The following is a 16,695-nucleotide window of genomic DNA, read 5'->3' on the forward strand; positions in this document are numbered from 1 at the left end:
CCTTAACTCGCGTTACCTGTCAAAAAGTAGTTCAAGCGAGTTATTAGTATTTGTTGTTCAATTTCAATATTTAATGCCGAGATATTGGTATTAAGCTCGACTATTCTCGCCCGCATCACTTCACTAAAATCGCCGTCGTCATTGCTATAGGCATTAAGCGCAGCCTCAGCCTGTTGATGCACTTGCGGGATCAGTAAATTTCGGTAACGATTTTTCCGCTGATTAAGCTGATATAATTGCGCTTGAATTGCTTTAGCACTGGCGCTCATTTGACGTAACAGCAAGATTTTATCGATTTTAACCGCCTCAGTACTGGCGATAGCAGCCTTAACATATTGGTCTTGTCTATTCGCGGTAAAGAGTGGTAAATCAAACGTTACTCCAACCGACACCAAATCAGCACGACGCGTGTTATTGTCCATATCACTCCGATAACCATAACTGGCATTAATCCCCCATTGCGGCTCATAACTTTGCTTGGCGACATCAATGCCAACGGTCATTGATATTGCCTGCTGAGCTAAATTTTTCACCGCAGGATGAGACATCAACGCCCGAGGTTCGGAGGCTGAGGCCGCTAGATTCAGTGTTAATTTTGGTAAGTCACGACCCAAGGGCAATGCCATAGTCGCAGGTGATAACCACTCGCCTAACTGACGTAATAAGCCCGACTTACGTTGCGCGAGTACAGTGAGGCGATCATCAAGTAAAATAAGCTCCAATTCTGCGCGAATGACATCTTGCTGACTGGTTCGACGAAAGGCACTTGAATAACTCATTTCAGCGATATCAATCAACTGCTCAAACAAGTGACGGTCTTTATTAATTAAGGCCGCTGTTTTCGTGATTTGATACAACTTAAGCCACAACACACCAGCATTAACCCGTACCTTGGCTTGGCGGTCACTGCGCATCAACGGATAAGCCAAACTCTGCTGCTGCAGCTGCTTTTGCATCAGTGCCAGCGAGTCACCACGACCAAATTGTTGGCTAATGCCGACCTTCAGCTGAGTCATACCTTCTTGATTAAAATCAAAGTTATCAAGTGGTAGATTGGCTAAACCCAGTGATATTTTGGGGTCCGCTTCGGTGGCCGCCGCGATACTGCGCGCGTTCACCGCAGCCTGACGATGCCGGTTCGCGCTGAACCAAGGATCGTTCATCACCGCTTCGTTCTCTGCCAAGGCCTGTGTCAGCTCATCGCTTTGCGCCCAAACGGGCAGCGTTAAGCTCACGCTAATACTCAAGAGTATTAATCGATTCATCATAGGCCCCGTTAAAACTGTTGGTTATAACTAGATATTTCGGCATAGACCGAGCTACTACCGTCACGATTTAGCACCAGCACTTGATAGGCTCTGAATTTATCACCAACTTCCATGCCCGGACTACCGACAACCATACCTGGTACTGTTAGGCCTAACGCATTGCTCGGTGGATTATTAAGAAATTGCTTGATGTACTTGGCGGGAACATGACCTTCAAAAACAAAACCATTGTCCGTTACGGCGGTATGACAAGAGCGCAAATTAGTGCCTACTGACAAGCTCTCTTTAAACGCATATAAGTCTTGTGGGTGCACGACAGTGGATTTAAATCCATGCTTATCAATATGCTCAATCCAGCCAGTACAACAGCCACAATTGGGATCTTTATAGACGGTAACAGGAATAATTGAGTCGGTTGCAATAACCTCAGAGACTTGCTGATTAGACGAACCTGCAACAGCACTGTAAATGCCGGCAGCACCAAACAAACTAACGGCAACAATTGCCAATAATGGACGATTAATTAAATTTTTCATGAGAAACTCCACATAAAACCAAAATGGTTAAAAGTCAGGAGCATTGCTCCTGCTAACGATAAATGTGGTGATCAGCTTGTATAAAAACGGATCAACCCTGTGTTAGCAGAATATTGGTGGGCGGAACAGGCTATCGGTGGTGGAAGAGATGTGGTTATCTTCATTAAGATATGGTTTTTCGGTCGGAAAAACGCTTGCTACAATATCGATATGCTTAATAAAGTGTAATGAACAGGCAGTTTGGCAACCTTCACACTCGTAATTGCACAATTGGTTAGTATCAACGTCGCTCATGTTATGTTGCATACATGACTCGCAGTCGCTAGTCCCTACAGCCATTGAATCGTTTGCGCTAGCCATAACATGATTGGTTTTGATCATTTGATAAGGCATAGCAACAGTCGCCATTGCCTGCGCACCGCTGGCAATAAACAAAACTATTAATAATATGCGCTTAAACAGAATCAAAAAATGTTCCACCAAACTGTCAGTAAGAATATGCGAAAAATAACGAGTGATACAATATGTAAGCCGGCATCTTAGCCCAGTAGATTTTAAGATGCAACAAGCATGGCTTGGTTGCTCACCGAAAATTCAGCTACACGGTTTTAATTTATAGTTCATTTATAGTTAGGTGTCAGGCGTTATTGGTAGGTATATCGAAATCAATAAAACTCCAAGCAATATCATGGTTGGAGTTAGATTATATTTAAATATTGTTTCATCACTACCGCCAAAATGGTTTTTGTATTTCAACGACGGCATCATGGCAACTAATGCCAATATCTCGCAATTGCTGGCAGGTTAATTGAGCCAACTGACGGCGCGTTCTGGCGTTTAGCCGCCAATGGTGCCAAACACTGAACACCAGCTGGCTTAGGTTCGCTACTTTAAGGCTAACATGATTTTGACTTACCGTTTGCTCTCTCATGATCCTTTCCTCTTGATTGTTAACCTTACCTATACTCCGCCACTAACTTGGCACTGACAAACGAGATATTCCCAGCTATAGTTAAGAGAATCTTATCTATAGTGAGACGTGAAATGACTCGATTGCCACCATTAAAATCACTGCAAGCATTTCGCGCCGCCGGCAACTGCCAAAGTTTTAAAGTAGCCGCCACACAATTGCACGTGACCCCAACAGCGATTAGCCAACAAATTAAAACCTTAGAACAATACTTAGGTCTTTCCCTGTTTAAACGGTTGACCCGAGAAGTCGAATTAACCGCAGAAGGCCGACTATTGCTGCCGTTTATCGATCAGGCTTTTGTCAGTATGGAAGATGGCATTGGCCGACTGGCGCTTGATCCTGAGCCCAATAAGCTCAGCATGACGGTATTACCCTCCTTTGCTGGGCGTTGGTTGGTGCCACGGTTAGGAAGGTTTCAGCAAGCATTACCTGAGCTTACAATCAGCTTATCGCCCAGTTTAGGTTTGATTAGCTTTGACAACAGCGATCTGGATCTGGCCATCCGTTTCGGACGAGGGCAATATTCAGGGTTAAGTTCACGCTTACTGCTAGAAGATTATCTGTTGCCGGTATGTCACCCAGCCTTAATTAATACAGAGCAAGCCGCTTTAACCCAATTGGTAAAATTGCCTTATCTGCGCGATGCTGCGCCAGACATGGAGGTTGCGTTAGCAGAGTTTCAACAAACATTAGGTGTGACCTTTGCCAAAGAGTCACTTTATCTCAGTGATTCAACCATGCTGGTTGAGGCGGTATTAAGCGGTCAAGGGTTTGCAATGTTACGCTACAGCCTAGTATACGAGCTGCTCGAACGCGGCCAGTTAGTTTGCCCTGTTAATAGCTACTTAAAATCGAACTACGATTTTTATCTGGTTGCGCCACCATTGCATTTTAAACGCCCTAAGGTCCAGAAATTCGAGTCTTGGCTGCGCAGTGAGCTCAAAGTAATAGCTAGTAGTTGGCACAAGTTTAAGCAACAACACTTAGCCAATAAGCCGCCAGTTAATCATGATGCAGTAAAGTAGAAAACAACTAGAATTAAATAAAGGTTTATCGCGCGAACAATTGCTGTATCTTAAATATCAGCGTGTTGCGACTATTTTTAGATTGGTATTTAGATAGTATATTTAACATCGATAACCACAGACTCAGTTAGGGATAGGGAAACAAAACGATTGAATACTCTGAATTTTATTAGGAACTGGCTACAATCGATCCCAACGATGATTCGCTCCATTTTAATGCTAAGTTTCATAAGCTTGGCTCTTTCTGGCTGCGATAGCAGCGCATGGAACAATCCGCACCCTAAAACAGCACCAGATAAACTAACGATGTATTCGGTGTTTAGCAATAAACCTAAGCATCTCGACCCGGTCCGTACTTATAATTTAGATGAAGCAACCTTAATCGACCAAATCTACGAACCATTGCTTGAATATCATTACCTTAAACGTCCTTATCAATTGCAACCATTAACACTAATAAAAATGCCGACGGTCAGTTACCTTGATCAGCAAGGTCAAATATTAAAACCCGCGAGCAATGGTGATGTGAGCGAGCCTGCATATTCGGTCTATTCTTTTGAACTGAAAAAAGGGATTTACTATCAGCCGCACCCCGCTTTTGCTAATAACGAACAAAATCAGGCGTATTATCGAGTCGGTAATAAAACGCAATATCAAGATTTTCAAAATTTAGATCAATTTAGCCAAATCGATACTAAAGAGCTGATCGCCGACGATTATATTTATCAAATTAAACGGATGGCAGATCCGACCTTGCACCTGCCCATTTGGGATCTGTTATCGCAATACATTGTTGGGCTAAAACCATTGCGTCAGCAAATAAAATCTATTCGAACTGACAATAATAAGCAGCAATGGATCGATTTAAGCCAGCTAGATTTAACCGGTGTCACCAAAAATAACGACTACTCTTTTAGCATTAAGCTTAAAGGCAAATATCCCCAATTTAAATATTGGTTAGCATTCCACTTTTTTGCTCCAATTCCAGTAGAGGTTGATCGTTTCTATCACTTACCAGGACTCGCTGATAAAAACATTAGCTTAGATTTTTACCCCGTTGGCACTGGTCCCTACATGATGACCAAGCACAATCCAAATCAAGAAATAGTATTAAGCCGCAATCCTAATTATCACGATGATTTTTACCCAAGCTCTGGCAGCGATGACGATCAAGCGCAAGGTTTATTGGTCGATGCCGGTAAGAAACTACCTTTTATCGATCAAGTTAGTTTTCGGCTAGAAAAAGAGTCGATCCCAATTTGGACCAAGTTTTTGCAAGGCTATTATGATCGTTCAGGCATCAGCAGTGATAGTTTTGATCAAGCGGTTAATGTTGGCGTTGAAGGCATTGGTTTAAGCGATGACATGCGCAAAAAAGGCATCTCGCTGACCATGGCTATTTCACCTGCGACTTATTATTTCGGGTTTAATATGCTCGACCCAATTGTTGGTGGTAACAGTGAGAAAAACCGCAAACTGCGCCGTGCTATCGCGATGGTGTATAACGAGCAAGAGCAAATTTCTATATTTAGAAACGGCCGTGGCCAAGTCGCTCAAGATCCTTTGCCGCCAGGTATATTTGGCGCATATAAGGGCGGCGAACAAGGTATTAATCCCTATATTTTTGACTGGGATTCAACACAGCAGCAGCCAGTTACAAAATCCTTAGCTCAAGCGCAAGAAATGCTCGCACAAGCCGGATACCCGCAGGGGCGTGACAGTGTTACCGGCAAGCCATTGATCCTTAATTATGATACGACAGGCAGTAATAATGCCAGCCAAAACTGGATGATTAAACAGTTTAAAAAGTTAGGTATTCAACTTAATATTCGTTCGACCGATTACAACCGCTTTCAAGAAAAAATGGAATTGGGCAATGCTCAAATTTTCTCTTGGGGCTGGTTTGCCGATTACCCAGATCCTGAAAATTTCTTATTTTTACTCTACGGCCCCAATGGACGAGTAGGCAGCGGCGGCTCTGGCGTTAATGCCAGCAATTATGATAATCCGCAATACAATCGCTTATTTAACCAAATGAAAACGATGGCTGACTCGCCTGAACGTTTAGCGATAATAAAACAAATGATCGATATTTATCATCGTGATTTACCCTGGGCATCGGGCTTTCATCCGCAATCCTTTGTCTTAAATAATCAGTGGATGAAAAACTATAAACCGCATGGAATTTCGCAGGCGACCCTTAAATTCCAAAATATTGATCCACAACTGCGAGAACAAAAACGCCAACAATGGAATCAGCCAGTACTGTGGCCGCTGGCATTAGTTTTGTTGGTCGTATTACTGGTGACTATTCCGGGCGTATTAGCCTACCGACGGCGTCAGACCATGGTATTAACCGATAACGAATAATCACGATGCATTTTTCTCATCATTCATTAAAAGTAAGTTGACTATGTTTACCTATATATTACGAAGAATATTGTATTCACTGCCAATTTTATTGGGGGTCAATGTACTGACCTTTGCGCTGTTTTTTTTGGTCAATAGTCCAGATCAAATGGCGCAAGTGCAACTGGGCGGCAAGCATATTTCTGCCGAAGCGGTCACGCAATGGAAAGTCGAACGCGGTTATGACAAACCATTATTTATTAACAATGATCCAGATAGTGAGGGTTTGCTCACCGATACGGTATTTTTTGAGAAATCACTCAAGCTGTTCGTGTTCGATTTTGGAAAATCAGACGAGGGCCGTGTTATCGCCCAAGATATAGCCCAGCGAATGTGGCCAAGTTTGGCGGTACAAATTCCGACCTTTATTATTGGGATCATCGTCAATATAAGCTTCGCGTTGATTGTCGTGATGTTTAGAGCCAGTTTGTTTGAAGTAGGCGCGATGATATTTTGTATCGTCGTATTTTCTATTTCAGCAGTTTTTTACATTATTGGCGGCCAATTTATGTTTGGCAAGCTGTGGCACCTAGTACCAGTTTCAGGCTATTTACACGGTATTGAGGCGGTTAAGTTTTTGATCTTGCCAGTGATCATCGGTGTGTTATCCGGCATTGGCGGGGGCACCCGCCTATACCGCGCAATCTTTACCGAAGAAATTAATCGCGATTACGTCCGCACAGCTCGCGCTAAAGGAGTGTCAGAGTTGTCGGTATTATTCAAACATTTACTGCCTAATGCGATGATCCCAATTTTGACCGGTATTGTCGTCGTGATCCCAACCTTGTTTATGGGCAGTTTATTAATGGAGTCATTTTTTGGTATTCCGGGTCTGGGCAGTTACACCCTTGATGCGATACAAGCGCAAGACTTTGCGGTTGTGCGTTCAATGGTATTTATAGGGTCAGTGTTATATATCATCGGGCTAATCCTGACCGATATCTCATATACCTTAGTTGACCCACGAGTGAGGTTATCATCATGAAATTTACCATGCTCTACAGCGATGGCTTATTGTTTGTGTTAATTGTTGCGATATTTTGGTTGGTTAAAACAATTAGAACCAATCCACAAACGGCAAAAAAGTGGCGCTATGTGTTTCAAACACGCGTCGGCTGCGGATCTTTTATCATTATTGCTTTTTACTTGCTCATTGCGATTTTAGATTCAATTCATTATCGCCAAGCATTAACGCAGTCTCCAACGAACCCAGTAAGCACCGAGATTCACTACAGCAGTGAAGTGAAAAGTGTGCTCGACTTTATCTTAACGGACGTCAAGGCCAATGTTGAAACCACTTACTCGGCCCCTTTTGCGCTATATTCTTTCGCCAAAGAAAACCAAACTGATTCACTGGGCCGAGTTTACCGCGATTATGCCCGCTTAAAATATGCTGGCAGCCATATCGCCGATCCCGCTAACCATACCAATGACGTATTAGCACGCAGCGCCATCGCGTTAGGTCAAGGGGTAGTCATTTCATTACTGGTGGTCGGCTTAATAAATTTTCTGCTAAAACGAAAACCGAGTCAAACAACAAGTTATTTACCGCTTGTTACTATCTACTGCACCTTGTCCTTGTTAATCGTACTTAATACTTGGGCCATTCAACTCGGCGCGGTCTATCATATTTTTGGCACCGACAAAGTCGGTACCGACGTGTTTTATCAAGCGGTAAAGGCTATTCGAACCGGGGTACTTATTGGCACCCTTGCGACAATATTAACCTTGCCATTGGCCATTGGTTTAGGCATTAGTGCCGGTTATTTTAAAGGCCTCGTTGATGACGTGGTGCAATATGTTTATACCACCTTAAATTCAATTCCTGGGATCTTGTTAATTGCCGCATCAATCTTGTTAATCGATGTCTATATTGAAACCCACCAAGCCAGCTTTAATTTGACCATTGAACGCGCCGATTTTAAATTTTTATCACTGTGTTTAATTCTCGGATTAACTAGTTGGACAGGTTTATGCCGCCTGTTACGCGCCGAAACCCTAAAAATAAGCCAACTTGATTATGTGCAAGCCGCGCACGCCTTTGGTGTGCCACATCGCAAGGTAATTAGCCGCCATATTTTACCCAATGTCACTCATATCATTTTGATTGCGCTGGTACTTGATTTTAGCGCCTTTGTATTAGCCGAGTCGGTCTTATCTTATATCGGCGTTGGGGTTGATGCCTCGATGAATAGCTGGGGCAATATGATCAATGCCGCCCGCTCTGAATTGTCACGCGACCCAACTGTATGGTGGTCAGTCACAGCAGCCTTTAGCTTAATGTTCGTGTTAGTACTCGCCGCTAACCTATTTGCCGATGAAGTACGTGACGCGTTCGATCCTCGCATTGTTAAGGCAGGAATATTTGGGATTAAACGCAAGCAGGCACAGGAAATTTAACATGGCTTTATTAAGTATCAACAATCTCAGCATTGAACTTGCTCATGACCAGACCCAGCTAGTAAAGCAAGTTAGCTTTGATATCAGTAAAGGTGAAATTTTTGCCTTAGTCGGCGAATCAGGCTCAGGAAAATCGTTAACCGCATTATCAATCTTGAGATTATTGCCCGATGCATTAAAGATTAGTCACGGTAATGTCATGCTAGCCCAGCGCTCGCTATTTTCGATAACCGAACAAATGATGAATGGGGTTCGTGGTAAAGATATTGCGATGATATTTCAAGATCCGCAAACCTCTTTAAATCCGGTCCAAACGATCAAACAACAAATTGGTGAAGTATTACGGATCCATCAAGGTTTAACACTTGCTCAAGCCGAGCCTCGCATTATTGAATTATTAACAGAAGTGGGCATTCCTGAACCACAAAGCAGGCTAAGCTGGTATCCCCATCAACTCTCCGGCGGTCAAAAACAACGGGTAATGATTGCGATAGCATTGGCATGTAATGCTAAATTACTGATTGCCGACGAACCAACTACCGCGCTTGATGTGACAATTCAAAAGCAGGTATTAAGCTTGCTTAAAAAGCTCTGTAAACGACACCAGCTTGCGATGTTGTTAATCACCCACGACATGGGCGTGGTCTTTGAAATGGCTGATACTGTCGCGGTGATGCGCCAAGGTAAAATTGTTGAGCACAACAACACCAAAGATTTTTTTAACGCACCACAACACCCCTATTCCCAACAATTGATAAACTCGCTGCCTGACGGTTCCTTTTTTACCAATCGTGCCAGTGAACAGCCTTTATTAGAAGTATCGAATCTGCATGTATGGTTCGAGCAGCGCAAAGGTTTGCTACAACGCGTCAACAGCCATACAAAAGCAGTCGATGGCATCAGTTTTGTGATCAATAAAGGCGAAACACTGGCGTTAGTCGGTGAAAGTGGCAGCGGTAAAACAACGGCTGGCCAAGCAATTTTAAACCTAATTCATACCACTAAAGGCAACATAGTCTTTAACGGCAAAGTAACCTCGCAGCTGTCAGCCCGCAACTTTATGCCTTATCGCAAAGATATACAGGTGATTTTTCAAGATCCTTTTTCATCGATGAACCCGCGTATGACCATTAATGACATTATTGAAGAAGGCATGGTTAGCCTTAAGGTGGAACCGGACAAACAGCAACGGCAACAGCAGATAAACAGTCTGATTAAACGCGTTGGCTTAGAGCCAGAACACTTAAATCGTTATCCCCATGAATTCTCTGGCGGTCAACGCCAGCGTATTGCGATAGCTCGGGCACTAGCGGTCAAACCAAAACTAATTATATGCGATGAGCCTACCAGCGCCCTTGATGTCTCGATTAGGGGCCAGGTCTTAGACTTGCTGTTAGAGCTGCAGCAAGAGCACGGCTTGTCTTACTTGTTTATTACCCACGATCTGTCGTTAATTCCGCAGCTCGCCCATAAAATGGCAGTAATGAAAGATGGTAAGATAGTTGAGCAAGGCCTGACCCAACAAGTGATGCAAAACCCCCAACATGCCTACACCAAAGAGTTATTAAGTGCGGTGCCTAAGATTGAGCGCCTTGTCTAAATTAATTTTCGCCACGTACAACAAGATCATAAATTTAATGTAATTGCTCTTAGATTCCATTTTAAGTGCAGCCAAAAAAAAGCCTTGGCTTGATTATTCATCAAGCCAAGGCTCTGTAGCCAGGTTGTATTTAACGAGTATTAACCGTTATGTAATATCTGACTTAAGAACAATTTAGTACGATCAGACTGTGGGTTATCAAAGAAGTCATGCGGATTGTTTTCTTCAATAATTTCACCTGCATCCATGAATATCACTCGATCTGCAACTGTTTTAGCAAAACCCATTTCGTGGGTTACACAAATCATAGTCATGCCGCTGTCTGCTAGACCAATCATTACGTCTAATACCTCTTTAATCATTTCGGGATCAAGGGCTGACGTTGGCTCATCAAACAACATAACTTGTGGGTTCATACATAAGCTTCGTGCAATAGCGACACGTTGCTGTTGACCACCAGAAAGCTGCCCCGGAAATTTGTGCGCTTGCTCAGGTATTTTGACTCGCTCAAGATATTCCATTGCAATTTTCTCGGCCTCTTTTTGCGGTGTTTTACGTACCCAGATTGGTGCAAGGGTGCAGTTTTCCAGTACCGTTAAATGCGGAAACAAATTAAAGTGTTGGAATACCATGCCAACTTCACGGCGCACCGTTTCAATGTCTTTTAAATCATTGGTCAATTCAATACCACCGACAATAATCTCACCTTTTTGGTGTTCTTCCAGCCGATTAATACAACGGATTAATGTCGATTTCCCTGAACCAGAGGGTCCACAAATTACAATTTTTTCGCCTTTTTTAACCTTTAGATTGATGTTTTTCAACACATGAAAGTCACCGTACCACTTATTCATGTCGTTTAGTTCAATCATTATTTCGTCGCTACCTGCGGCAGCACTACTTTCTACATTGTCTTTTACATTGGCATTCATATTCTTCTCCAGTCGACCAAGTTATTACTTGATATGCTATTAACTTGATGACGTAATTAGTGTCCGGTGTGCAATTTCTTTTCAAGGTGTTGGCTATATCTCGACATGCTGAAACAGAAAATCCAGAAAACGAATGCCACGAAGGTATAACCTTCAATGGAATAGCCAAGCCACTTAGGATCAGCAAGACCAGATTGAACAATAGCCAACAGATCAAACAACCCGATAATAAGCACCAAACTAGTATCTTTGAACAAAGCAATAAATGTATTAACGATACCAGGGATCATTAATTTCAATGCTTGCGGTAAAATGATTAGTCCCATTGATTGCGGATAACTAAGACCTAATGCATCTGCTGCTTCATATTGACCTCGAGGCATAGCTTGCAGACCACCACGTACCACCTCAGCCATATAGGCCGCTTGGAAGAGTGTAATACCAATTAAAGCTCGCACCAGTTTATCGGTAGTCACTTCAGATGACATAAACAATGGCAGCATAACCGACGCCATAAAGAGCACGGTAATTAACGGAACTCCCCGCCAAAACTCAATGTAAACAATACTAATACTTCGAATAACTGGCATCTCAGACTGACGACCAAGAGCCAGTGCAATGCCCAGTGGTAATGAAGCTACAATTCCCACTAAAGCCAGCACTAAAGTCAGCATTAAACCGCCCCACTTATGGGTTTCGACAATTTCCAGACCGAAAGAGTCACCAAATAGCAGGTAATAAGCTGCCACTGGAAATCCGGTTACTGCCCATAACGCAATCCAACCTTTTTTCGGGATATTATCAATCGCCAAGGCAGCTAAGGTAAGCGCCAATAGCAAGAATACAATATCAACCCTCCAGCGTAGTTCAGGAGGATAGAATCCATAGATAAACTGACCGAGACGAACCGAAATGAAAGTCCAACACGCTCCGCCGCTAGTACAGGCATCACGACTGTCGCCGCCCCAGTCAGCATTGATAAAAGCCCAGCCAATAACAGTGGTAATAAGGTTAAAAGCGATATAGGCACCAACTAGCGTTAATACTGAATTGCCAATTGAAGAAAATAAATTCTTTCTCATCCAGGCAATTGGCCCAATCGTATTGCTAGGAGCCGGTAAGCTTGGTTGTGGTTGATGTATTATCATATTTGGGCTCCTATCGCTCAACCAGCGCAACGCGCTTATTATAAGCATTCATAATGAATGACAAGCTCAGACTCAATGTCAGATAAACGCCCATCGTCATAAATATCACCTCGATAGCCTGCCCTGTTTGATTTAATGTTGTACCGGCAAATACCGAGACTAAATCGGGATAACCAATCGCGGTTGCTAACGACGAATTCTTCATCAAGTTTAGGTATTGGTTAGTTAAAGGCGGAATTATTACACGCATCGCTTGCGGGATGACGATTTTACGTAAGTTCAAACCAAAAGATAAACCTAACGATGAGGCGGCTTCCGACTGACCTTTAGGTACAGCTTCAATGCCTGAACGTACCACTTCTGCAATAAAGGCCGCCGTATATACGACTAATGCGGTAAGCAATGCCATAAACTCAGGGATAATCGTGATGCCTCCCACAAAGTTAAAACCTTTAAGTGCCGGGTAATCCCAAGTTATTGGTGCGCCGACTATCAAAAAGACAACAGCAGGCAGTGCGATGACTAGGCCGAGGATTGGCAACAACAGAGCAAACGTTTGACCGGTGTCTGCTTGACGTTTTCGCTCAAAACGTATGAGAAAAAAACTGGCAATGATACCAGCAACTAAAGTGGCTATGACCCAAGAAAAACCATCTCCAGCGATGGGATCGGGTAAATATAATCCTCGAATATTCAAAAATATCGAATCATTAATGTTAACGCTTTGCTTTGGCATTGGAAGCGTTCGCAATACCGCAAAATACCAGAAAAACATTTGTAATAATAAAGGAATATTTCTGAATATTTCGATGTAAACCATCGCGATTTTTGACACCATCCAGTTATTAGACAAACGTGCGACACCGATAGTAAATCCTAAGATGGTCGCGAGAAAAATGCCGATAACGGAGATAAGAATGGTATTTAATAGACCCACGATGAAGGTATCACCAAAGGTACTCTGCTCAGTATAATCAATCAAAGATTGGATAATGCCGAATCCGGCCTCTCTAGAAAGAAAATCGAAACCAGTGGTTATGCCCCGTTGTTCCATGTTAGTTAGGGCATTATTAATAATGTAATAGAAACCCGCGACAACTAATCCCACGGCTATAACTTGGAAAATAATGGCTCTTTTTTCTGGATCATTCCAGAATTTAACTTGTTTTTCAGGTGCTTGTTGATTGTTTACCACCTGGGCCTCCCTAATAGCATTTAAGCTATGCTGTTTTTTTTGACTGACTGTCTCTTTTTAAATCAGAGACAAGCAGCATTTTTTATTGGCTTTCAAGCCTTGTGATAGCTAAAAGCCACCGTTTAGGTGGCTTTTTCTGTCTTAGGAAGATTAACGCAATGGCGGTGCGTACATAATGCCGCCGTCGTTCCATAGCGCGTTAAGGCCACGACCGATTTTTAATGGTGAGCCAGTACCAACATTACGTTCAAATACTTCACCGTAGTTACCCACTTGCTTAACAACGTTGTATGCCCAATCAGCAGATAGACCAAGGTTTTTACCCAAGCTACCACTTGTGCCTAGCAAACGTGCTACGTTTGGATCTTTAGAACCTTTCATCTTATCAACATTTGCTGAAGTAATACCTAGCTCTTCCGCGTTAATCGCTGCATTTAGCGACCATTTAACGACGTTAAACCAAGCATCATCACCTTGACGAACTGAAGGCCCAAGCGGCTCTTTAGAGATAACTTCTGGAAGTACCATCGCTTTTGAAGGATCATCAAGCTTAATACGTAGTGCGTATAATTGAGATTGATCTGAAGTCAGGACATCACAACGACCAGCTTTGAAACCTTGAACCGTTTGGTCGGCAGTATCTAAAACGATAGCTTTATATGTCATACCATTGAAACGGAAGTAATCAGCTAGGTTAAGCTCGGTAGTGGTACCAGCTTGAATACATACAGCTGCGCCATCAAGCTCTTTTGCACTTTTAATACCCAAGTCTTTATTAATCATAAAGCCTTGACCATCGTAGTAGCTAACACCAGCAAAGTTCATGCCTAGAGAAGTATCACGAGTCTGGGTCCAGGTAGTGTTACGAGACAACAGGTCAATCTCACCAGATTGTAGTGCTGTAAAACGTTCTTTTGCTGTTAGAGGAACATATTTAACTTTTGACTCGTCCCCTAGTACTGCTGCAGCAACCATGCGACAAACGTCAACATCTAGCCCCTGCCATTTACCGTTAGCATCTGGATTTGAAAACCCAGCTAGACCAGTACTAACGCCACACTGTACAAATCCTTTTTTCATAACAGAATCAAGTGTGCCGGCAGCATTAGCAGCACTTGCCGTTGCTAATAGTCCCGTTGTCGCACACGCGATTAAACATTTCTTAAACTTCATAAACAAACCCCTTTTTATTTTTTTTGGATCTCGTGATTCATGTTTCATAAAACAAATGATGTTGTATGACCCCATAAGACTAGCAGACTGAAAAAGAAAAAATAGCCCACAGAGCATCTTATTTCACAAAATTATAACAAAACAACACAAAAAACAGACTTAACGACTAAAATGCAACCACTTAGAGCAAATAAAATACAAAACAAAAGGGTGCAATAGTACAAATACCACACAGAAGATGCTTTCAGTTAACATGGTAGGTACTTACTTTTTGTCTAAATGACAGTTTATTGAACAAATAGATCCAATAAACTAATGTCCATTCAGTTTAACGCTTAAATATCGAACAACATTGTAGTTCATAATTTATATCGTCAGTGACCAATTCAACGAGCGCACAGCAAAAAGCCAGCTTATAATAAGGTGGCTTTCTTAGTAAAAATAAGTTCAAGCAGAGGAGGTTCGTGCCGTTTTATTGTTTGTTACAACGAAGATCGTTTAAATGATGACCCTACTGTTTGCACTAGTAGTAATAATCGCTTATAAATAGTTTTAACAACCGTTAACTGCTCAAAGCGCAGGCGTTGTACTTTTAAAACATTACCTAGCAAAGTAATAGCGAATACCAAGCCCTAGCGAATTTATTTTGTCTCTGGTTAATTCAAAATGTTGATAACCAACATGGAACTCAACACTATCACTAATCCGGTAACCGAGCTCAAGGCCGTAATAAAAATCTTGATCTGAAACTTGATCTTTACCTACTTTGGTTTGATTCTCATAAGTAATATAATCTCCCTTCCAATCAAAGTATCCAAGCTTGCCCGTAATTCTAAAACTATCACTTAACGGTAAAGACATTAGAGCTGAAATAGAAAAACCATTAGCCGACTGCGGGTAGATATGTTCAGCACTGTCATAATATGCATTTAAATCTGATGACTGGCCGGTGAAATCGATACTTCGATCTCCAAGATTTAAATAACCAGCCTCTAATGCGAAGTAACGATTAAATTGATAACCAAAGAATAGTGAACCAGAGATACCTTTGTTATCAATATCGGTACTCGTTGCATTGAGTCCAGATTCTGAATAAAAAGTATCAAGTTGTGTTTGGCTAACATCGGTCTTTGCCGTTCCAACTTCACCACCGATATACCAACCAAGTTGAGTGCTACATACTTGATAATTATCGAGTGGATCTTCATCACACAACTCGCTAGTGTTGCTTCCTGCATATAATGATGTTGACGTGAAGATCAACGATGCTAATGCTACCTTGCTTAACATAATATTTTCCATCTTGGTTAACTTGAGACCAGTAAGTTTAAAGTTTGACAAATCGAGCTTAATAAATAAATTGTACCCAAAAGAACAGAAAAGTCTAACCTTGATTTAGTACCCTTGTTTAATCGTCTGATAACTTTCGATCTATTCGAATATACATCATCAAAAACGTCCTAGCATTAGCTTAATCACGTTTAGCGCGCAGACACGAAAAAGCCGCTGAACATTAATGCAGCGGCTTATCTAAATAGATGATTGGCATAGCTAAGTCGTTCTTTGCGTGGCTACGAGCAATATCTCGCACTGACTCCGTCAGCGGCGGCAGCCCTTGGACTTTCTATTATTCTACTGCACATACGAAAAAAGCCCCAGTCTTTCGACTGGGGCTTCATTCTAAATAGGCGTCTGGCAATGGCTGACCACTGTAGCCATCAACCCATTAACCCTGTTGCAACGACTACGTCGTCGACTAGCGCTTTGAAGTCCGTGGCATCATTCCGGTCATTGCCAGACCAAAACGAAAAACGCCCCAGCATTTCTGCTGGGGCGTTTTTCTGAATAGGTGATTGGCAATGGCTGACCACGTTAGCCATCAACTCATTAACCCTGTTGCACTGACTTCGTCAGCGACGGCACGCTTTAAAGTCCGTGGCATCATGCCGGTCATTGCACTTTACCAAATACTAGATGCGCAAAAGGCTCCGTTCGTTAGAACGGAGCCTTTTACTGAATAGGAGTCTGGCAATGGC

General features: G+C 42.4%; 14 protein-coding genes. 6 read left to right on the plus strand and 8 right to left on the minus strand.

The window, feature by feature from the left end:
* Window positions 1-2 precede the first annotated feature (2 nt).
* The 3 genes from HRU23_09125 to HRU23_09135 form a co-directional block, all read right to left on the minus strand.
* Complete coding sequence (locus tag HRU23_09125; GenBank protein NRA54290.1) at window positions 3-1,265, minus strand: TolC family protein; 1,263 nt, start codon at window positions 1,263-1,265, stop codon at window positions 3-5.
* Window positions 1,266-1,276: 11 nt separating this feature from the next.
* Window positions 1,277-1,804, minus strand: a complete 528-nt coding sequence (locus tag HRU23_09130) for a DUF411 domain-containing protein (GenBank protein ID NRA54291.1) — start codon at window positions 1,802-1,804, stop codon at window positions 1,277-1,279.
* 727 nt (window positions 1,805-2,531) lie between these two features.
* Complete coding sequence (locus tag HRU23_09135; GenBank protein ID NRA54292.1) at window positions 2,532-2,735, minus strand: DUF1127 domain-containing protein; 204 nt, start codon at window positions 2,733-2,735, stop codon at window positions 2,532-2,534.
* A gap of 113 nt (window positions 2,736-2,848) precedes the next feature.
* On the opposite strand from HRU23_09135, the gene HRU23_09140 reads away from it, so the two are divergent.
* From HRU23_09140 to HRU23_09160, 5 genes are all read left to right on the plus strand, one after another.
* The gene (locus HRU23_09140) at window positions 2,849-3,802 is read left to right on the plus strand and encodes a LysR family transcriptional regulator (protein NRA54293.1); all 954 of its coding nucleotides are present in this window, start codon (window positions 2,849-2,851) and stop codon (window positions 3,800-3,802) included.
* Between the two features lie 198 nt (window positions 3,803-4,000).
* Window positions 4,001-6,172 (plus strand): ABC transporter substrate-binding protein, encoded by a 2,172-nt coding sequence (locus tag HRU23_09145; protein ID NRA54294.1) that lies wholly within the window; start codon window positions 4,001-4,003, stop codon window positions 6,170-6,172.
* A gap of 43 nt (window positions 6,173-6,215) precedes the next feature.
* Window positions 6,216-7,196, plus strand: a complete 981-nt coding sequence (locus HRU23_09150) for an ABC transporter permease (protein ID NRA54295.1) — start codon at window positions 6,216-6,218, stop codon at window positions 7,194-7,196.
* Window positions 7,193-8,611: an ABC transporter permease gene (locus tag HRU23_09155; protein NRA54296.1), complete on the plus strand. Its 1,419-nt coding sequence runs from the start codon at window positions 7,193-7,195 to the stop codon at window positions 8,609-8,611. The genes HRU23_09150 and HRU23_09155 overlap by 4 nt, the downstream gene beginning before the upstream one ends.
* Before the next feature lies 1 nt (window position 8,612).
* Window positions 8,613-10,211, plus strand: a complete 1,599-nt coding sequence (locus tag HRU23_09160; GenBank protein ID NRA54297.1) for an ABC transporter ATP-binding protein — start codon at window positions 8,613-8,615, stop codon at window positions 10,209-10,211.
* A 140-nt stretch (window positions 10,212-10,351) separates the two neighbouring features.
* On the opposite strand, the gene HRU23_09165 is transcribed toward HRU23_09160, so the two are convergent.
* The 5 genes from HRU23_09165 to HRU23_09185 all read right to left on the minus strand — a co-directional run bounded on the left by HRU23_09165 (window position 10,352) and on the right by HRU23_09185 (window position 15,949).
* Window positions 10,352-11,083: an amino acid ABC transporter ATP-binding protein gene (locus HRU23_09165; protein ID NRA54298.1), complete on the minus strand. Its 732-nt coding sequence runs from the start codon at window positions 11,081-11,083 to the stop codon at window positions 10,352-10,354.
* Window positions 11,084-11,199: 116 nt separating this feature from the next.
* Window positions 11,200-12,291 (minus strand): amino acid ABC transporter permease, encoded by a 1,092-nt coding sequence (locus HRU23_09170; protein NRA54299.1) that lies wholly within the window; start codon window positions 12,289-12,291, stop codon window positions 11,200-11,202.
* A gap of 10 nt (window positions 12,292-12,301) precedes the next feature.
* A complete protein-coding gene (locus tag HRU23_09175; protein NRA54300.1) occupies window positions 12,302-13,420 on the minus strand; it encodes an amino acid ABC transporter permease in 1,119 nt (372 codons plus the stop codon).
* Between the two features lie 216 nt (window positions 13,421-13,636).
* Window positions 13,637-14,659 (minus strand): amino acid ABC transporter substrate-binding protein, encoded by a 1,023-nt coding sequence (locus HRU23_09180; GenBank protein NRA54301.1) that lies wholly within the window; start codon window positions 14,657-14,659, stop codon window positions 13,637-13,639.
* Between the two features lie 600 nt (window positions 14,660-15,259).
* Window positions 15,260-15,949: an outer membrane beta-barrel protein gene (locus HRU23_09185; protein ID NRA54302.1), complete on the minus strand. Its 690-nt coding sequence runs from the start codon at window positions 15,947-15,949 to the stop codon at window positions 15,260-15,262.
* A 569-nt stretch (window positions 15,950-16,518) separates the two neighbouring features.
* Here HRU23_09185 and HRU23_09190 point away from each other — a divergent pair.
* A complete protein-coding gene (locus HRU23_09190) occupies window positions 16,519-16,680 on the plus strand; it encodes a hypothetical protein (GenBank protein ID NRA54303.1) in 162 nt (53 codons plus the stop codon).
* Window positions 16,681-16,695 lie beyond the last annotated feature (15 nt).

It is taken from the genome of Gammaproteobacteria bacterium (genome assembly GCA_013214945.1).
Classification (GTDB): domain Bacteria; phylum Pseudomonadota; class Gammaproteobacteria; order Enterobacterales; family Psychrobiaceae; genus Psychrobium.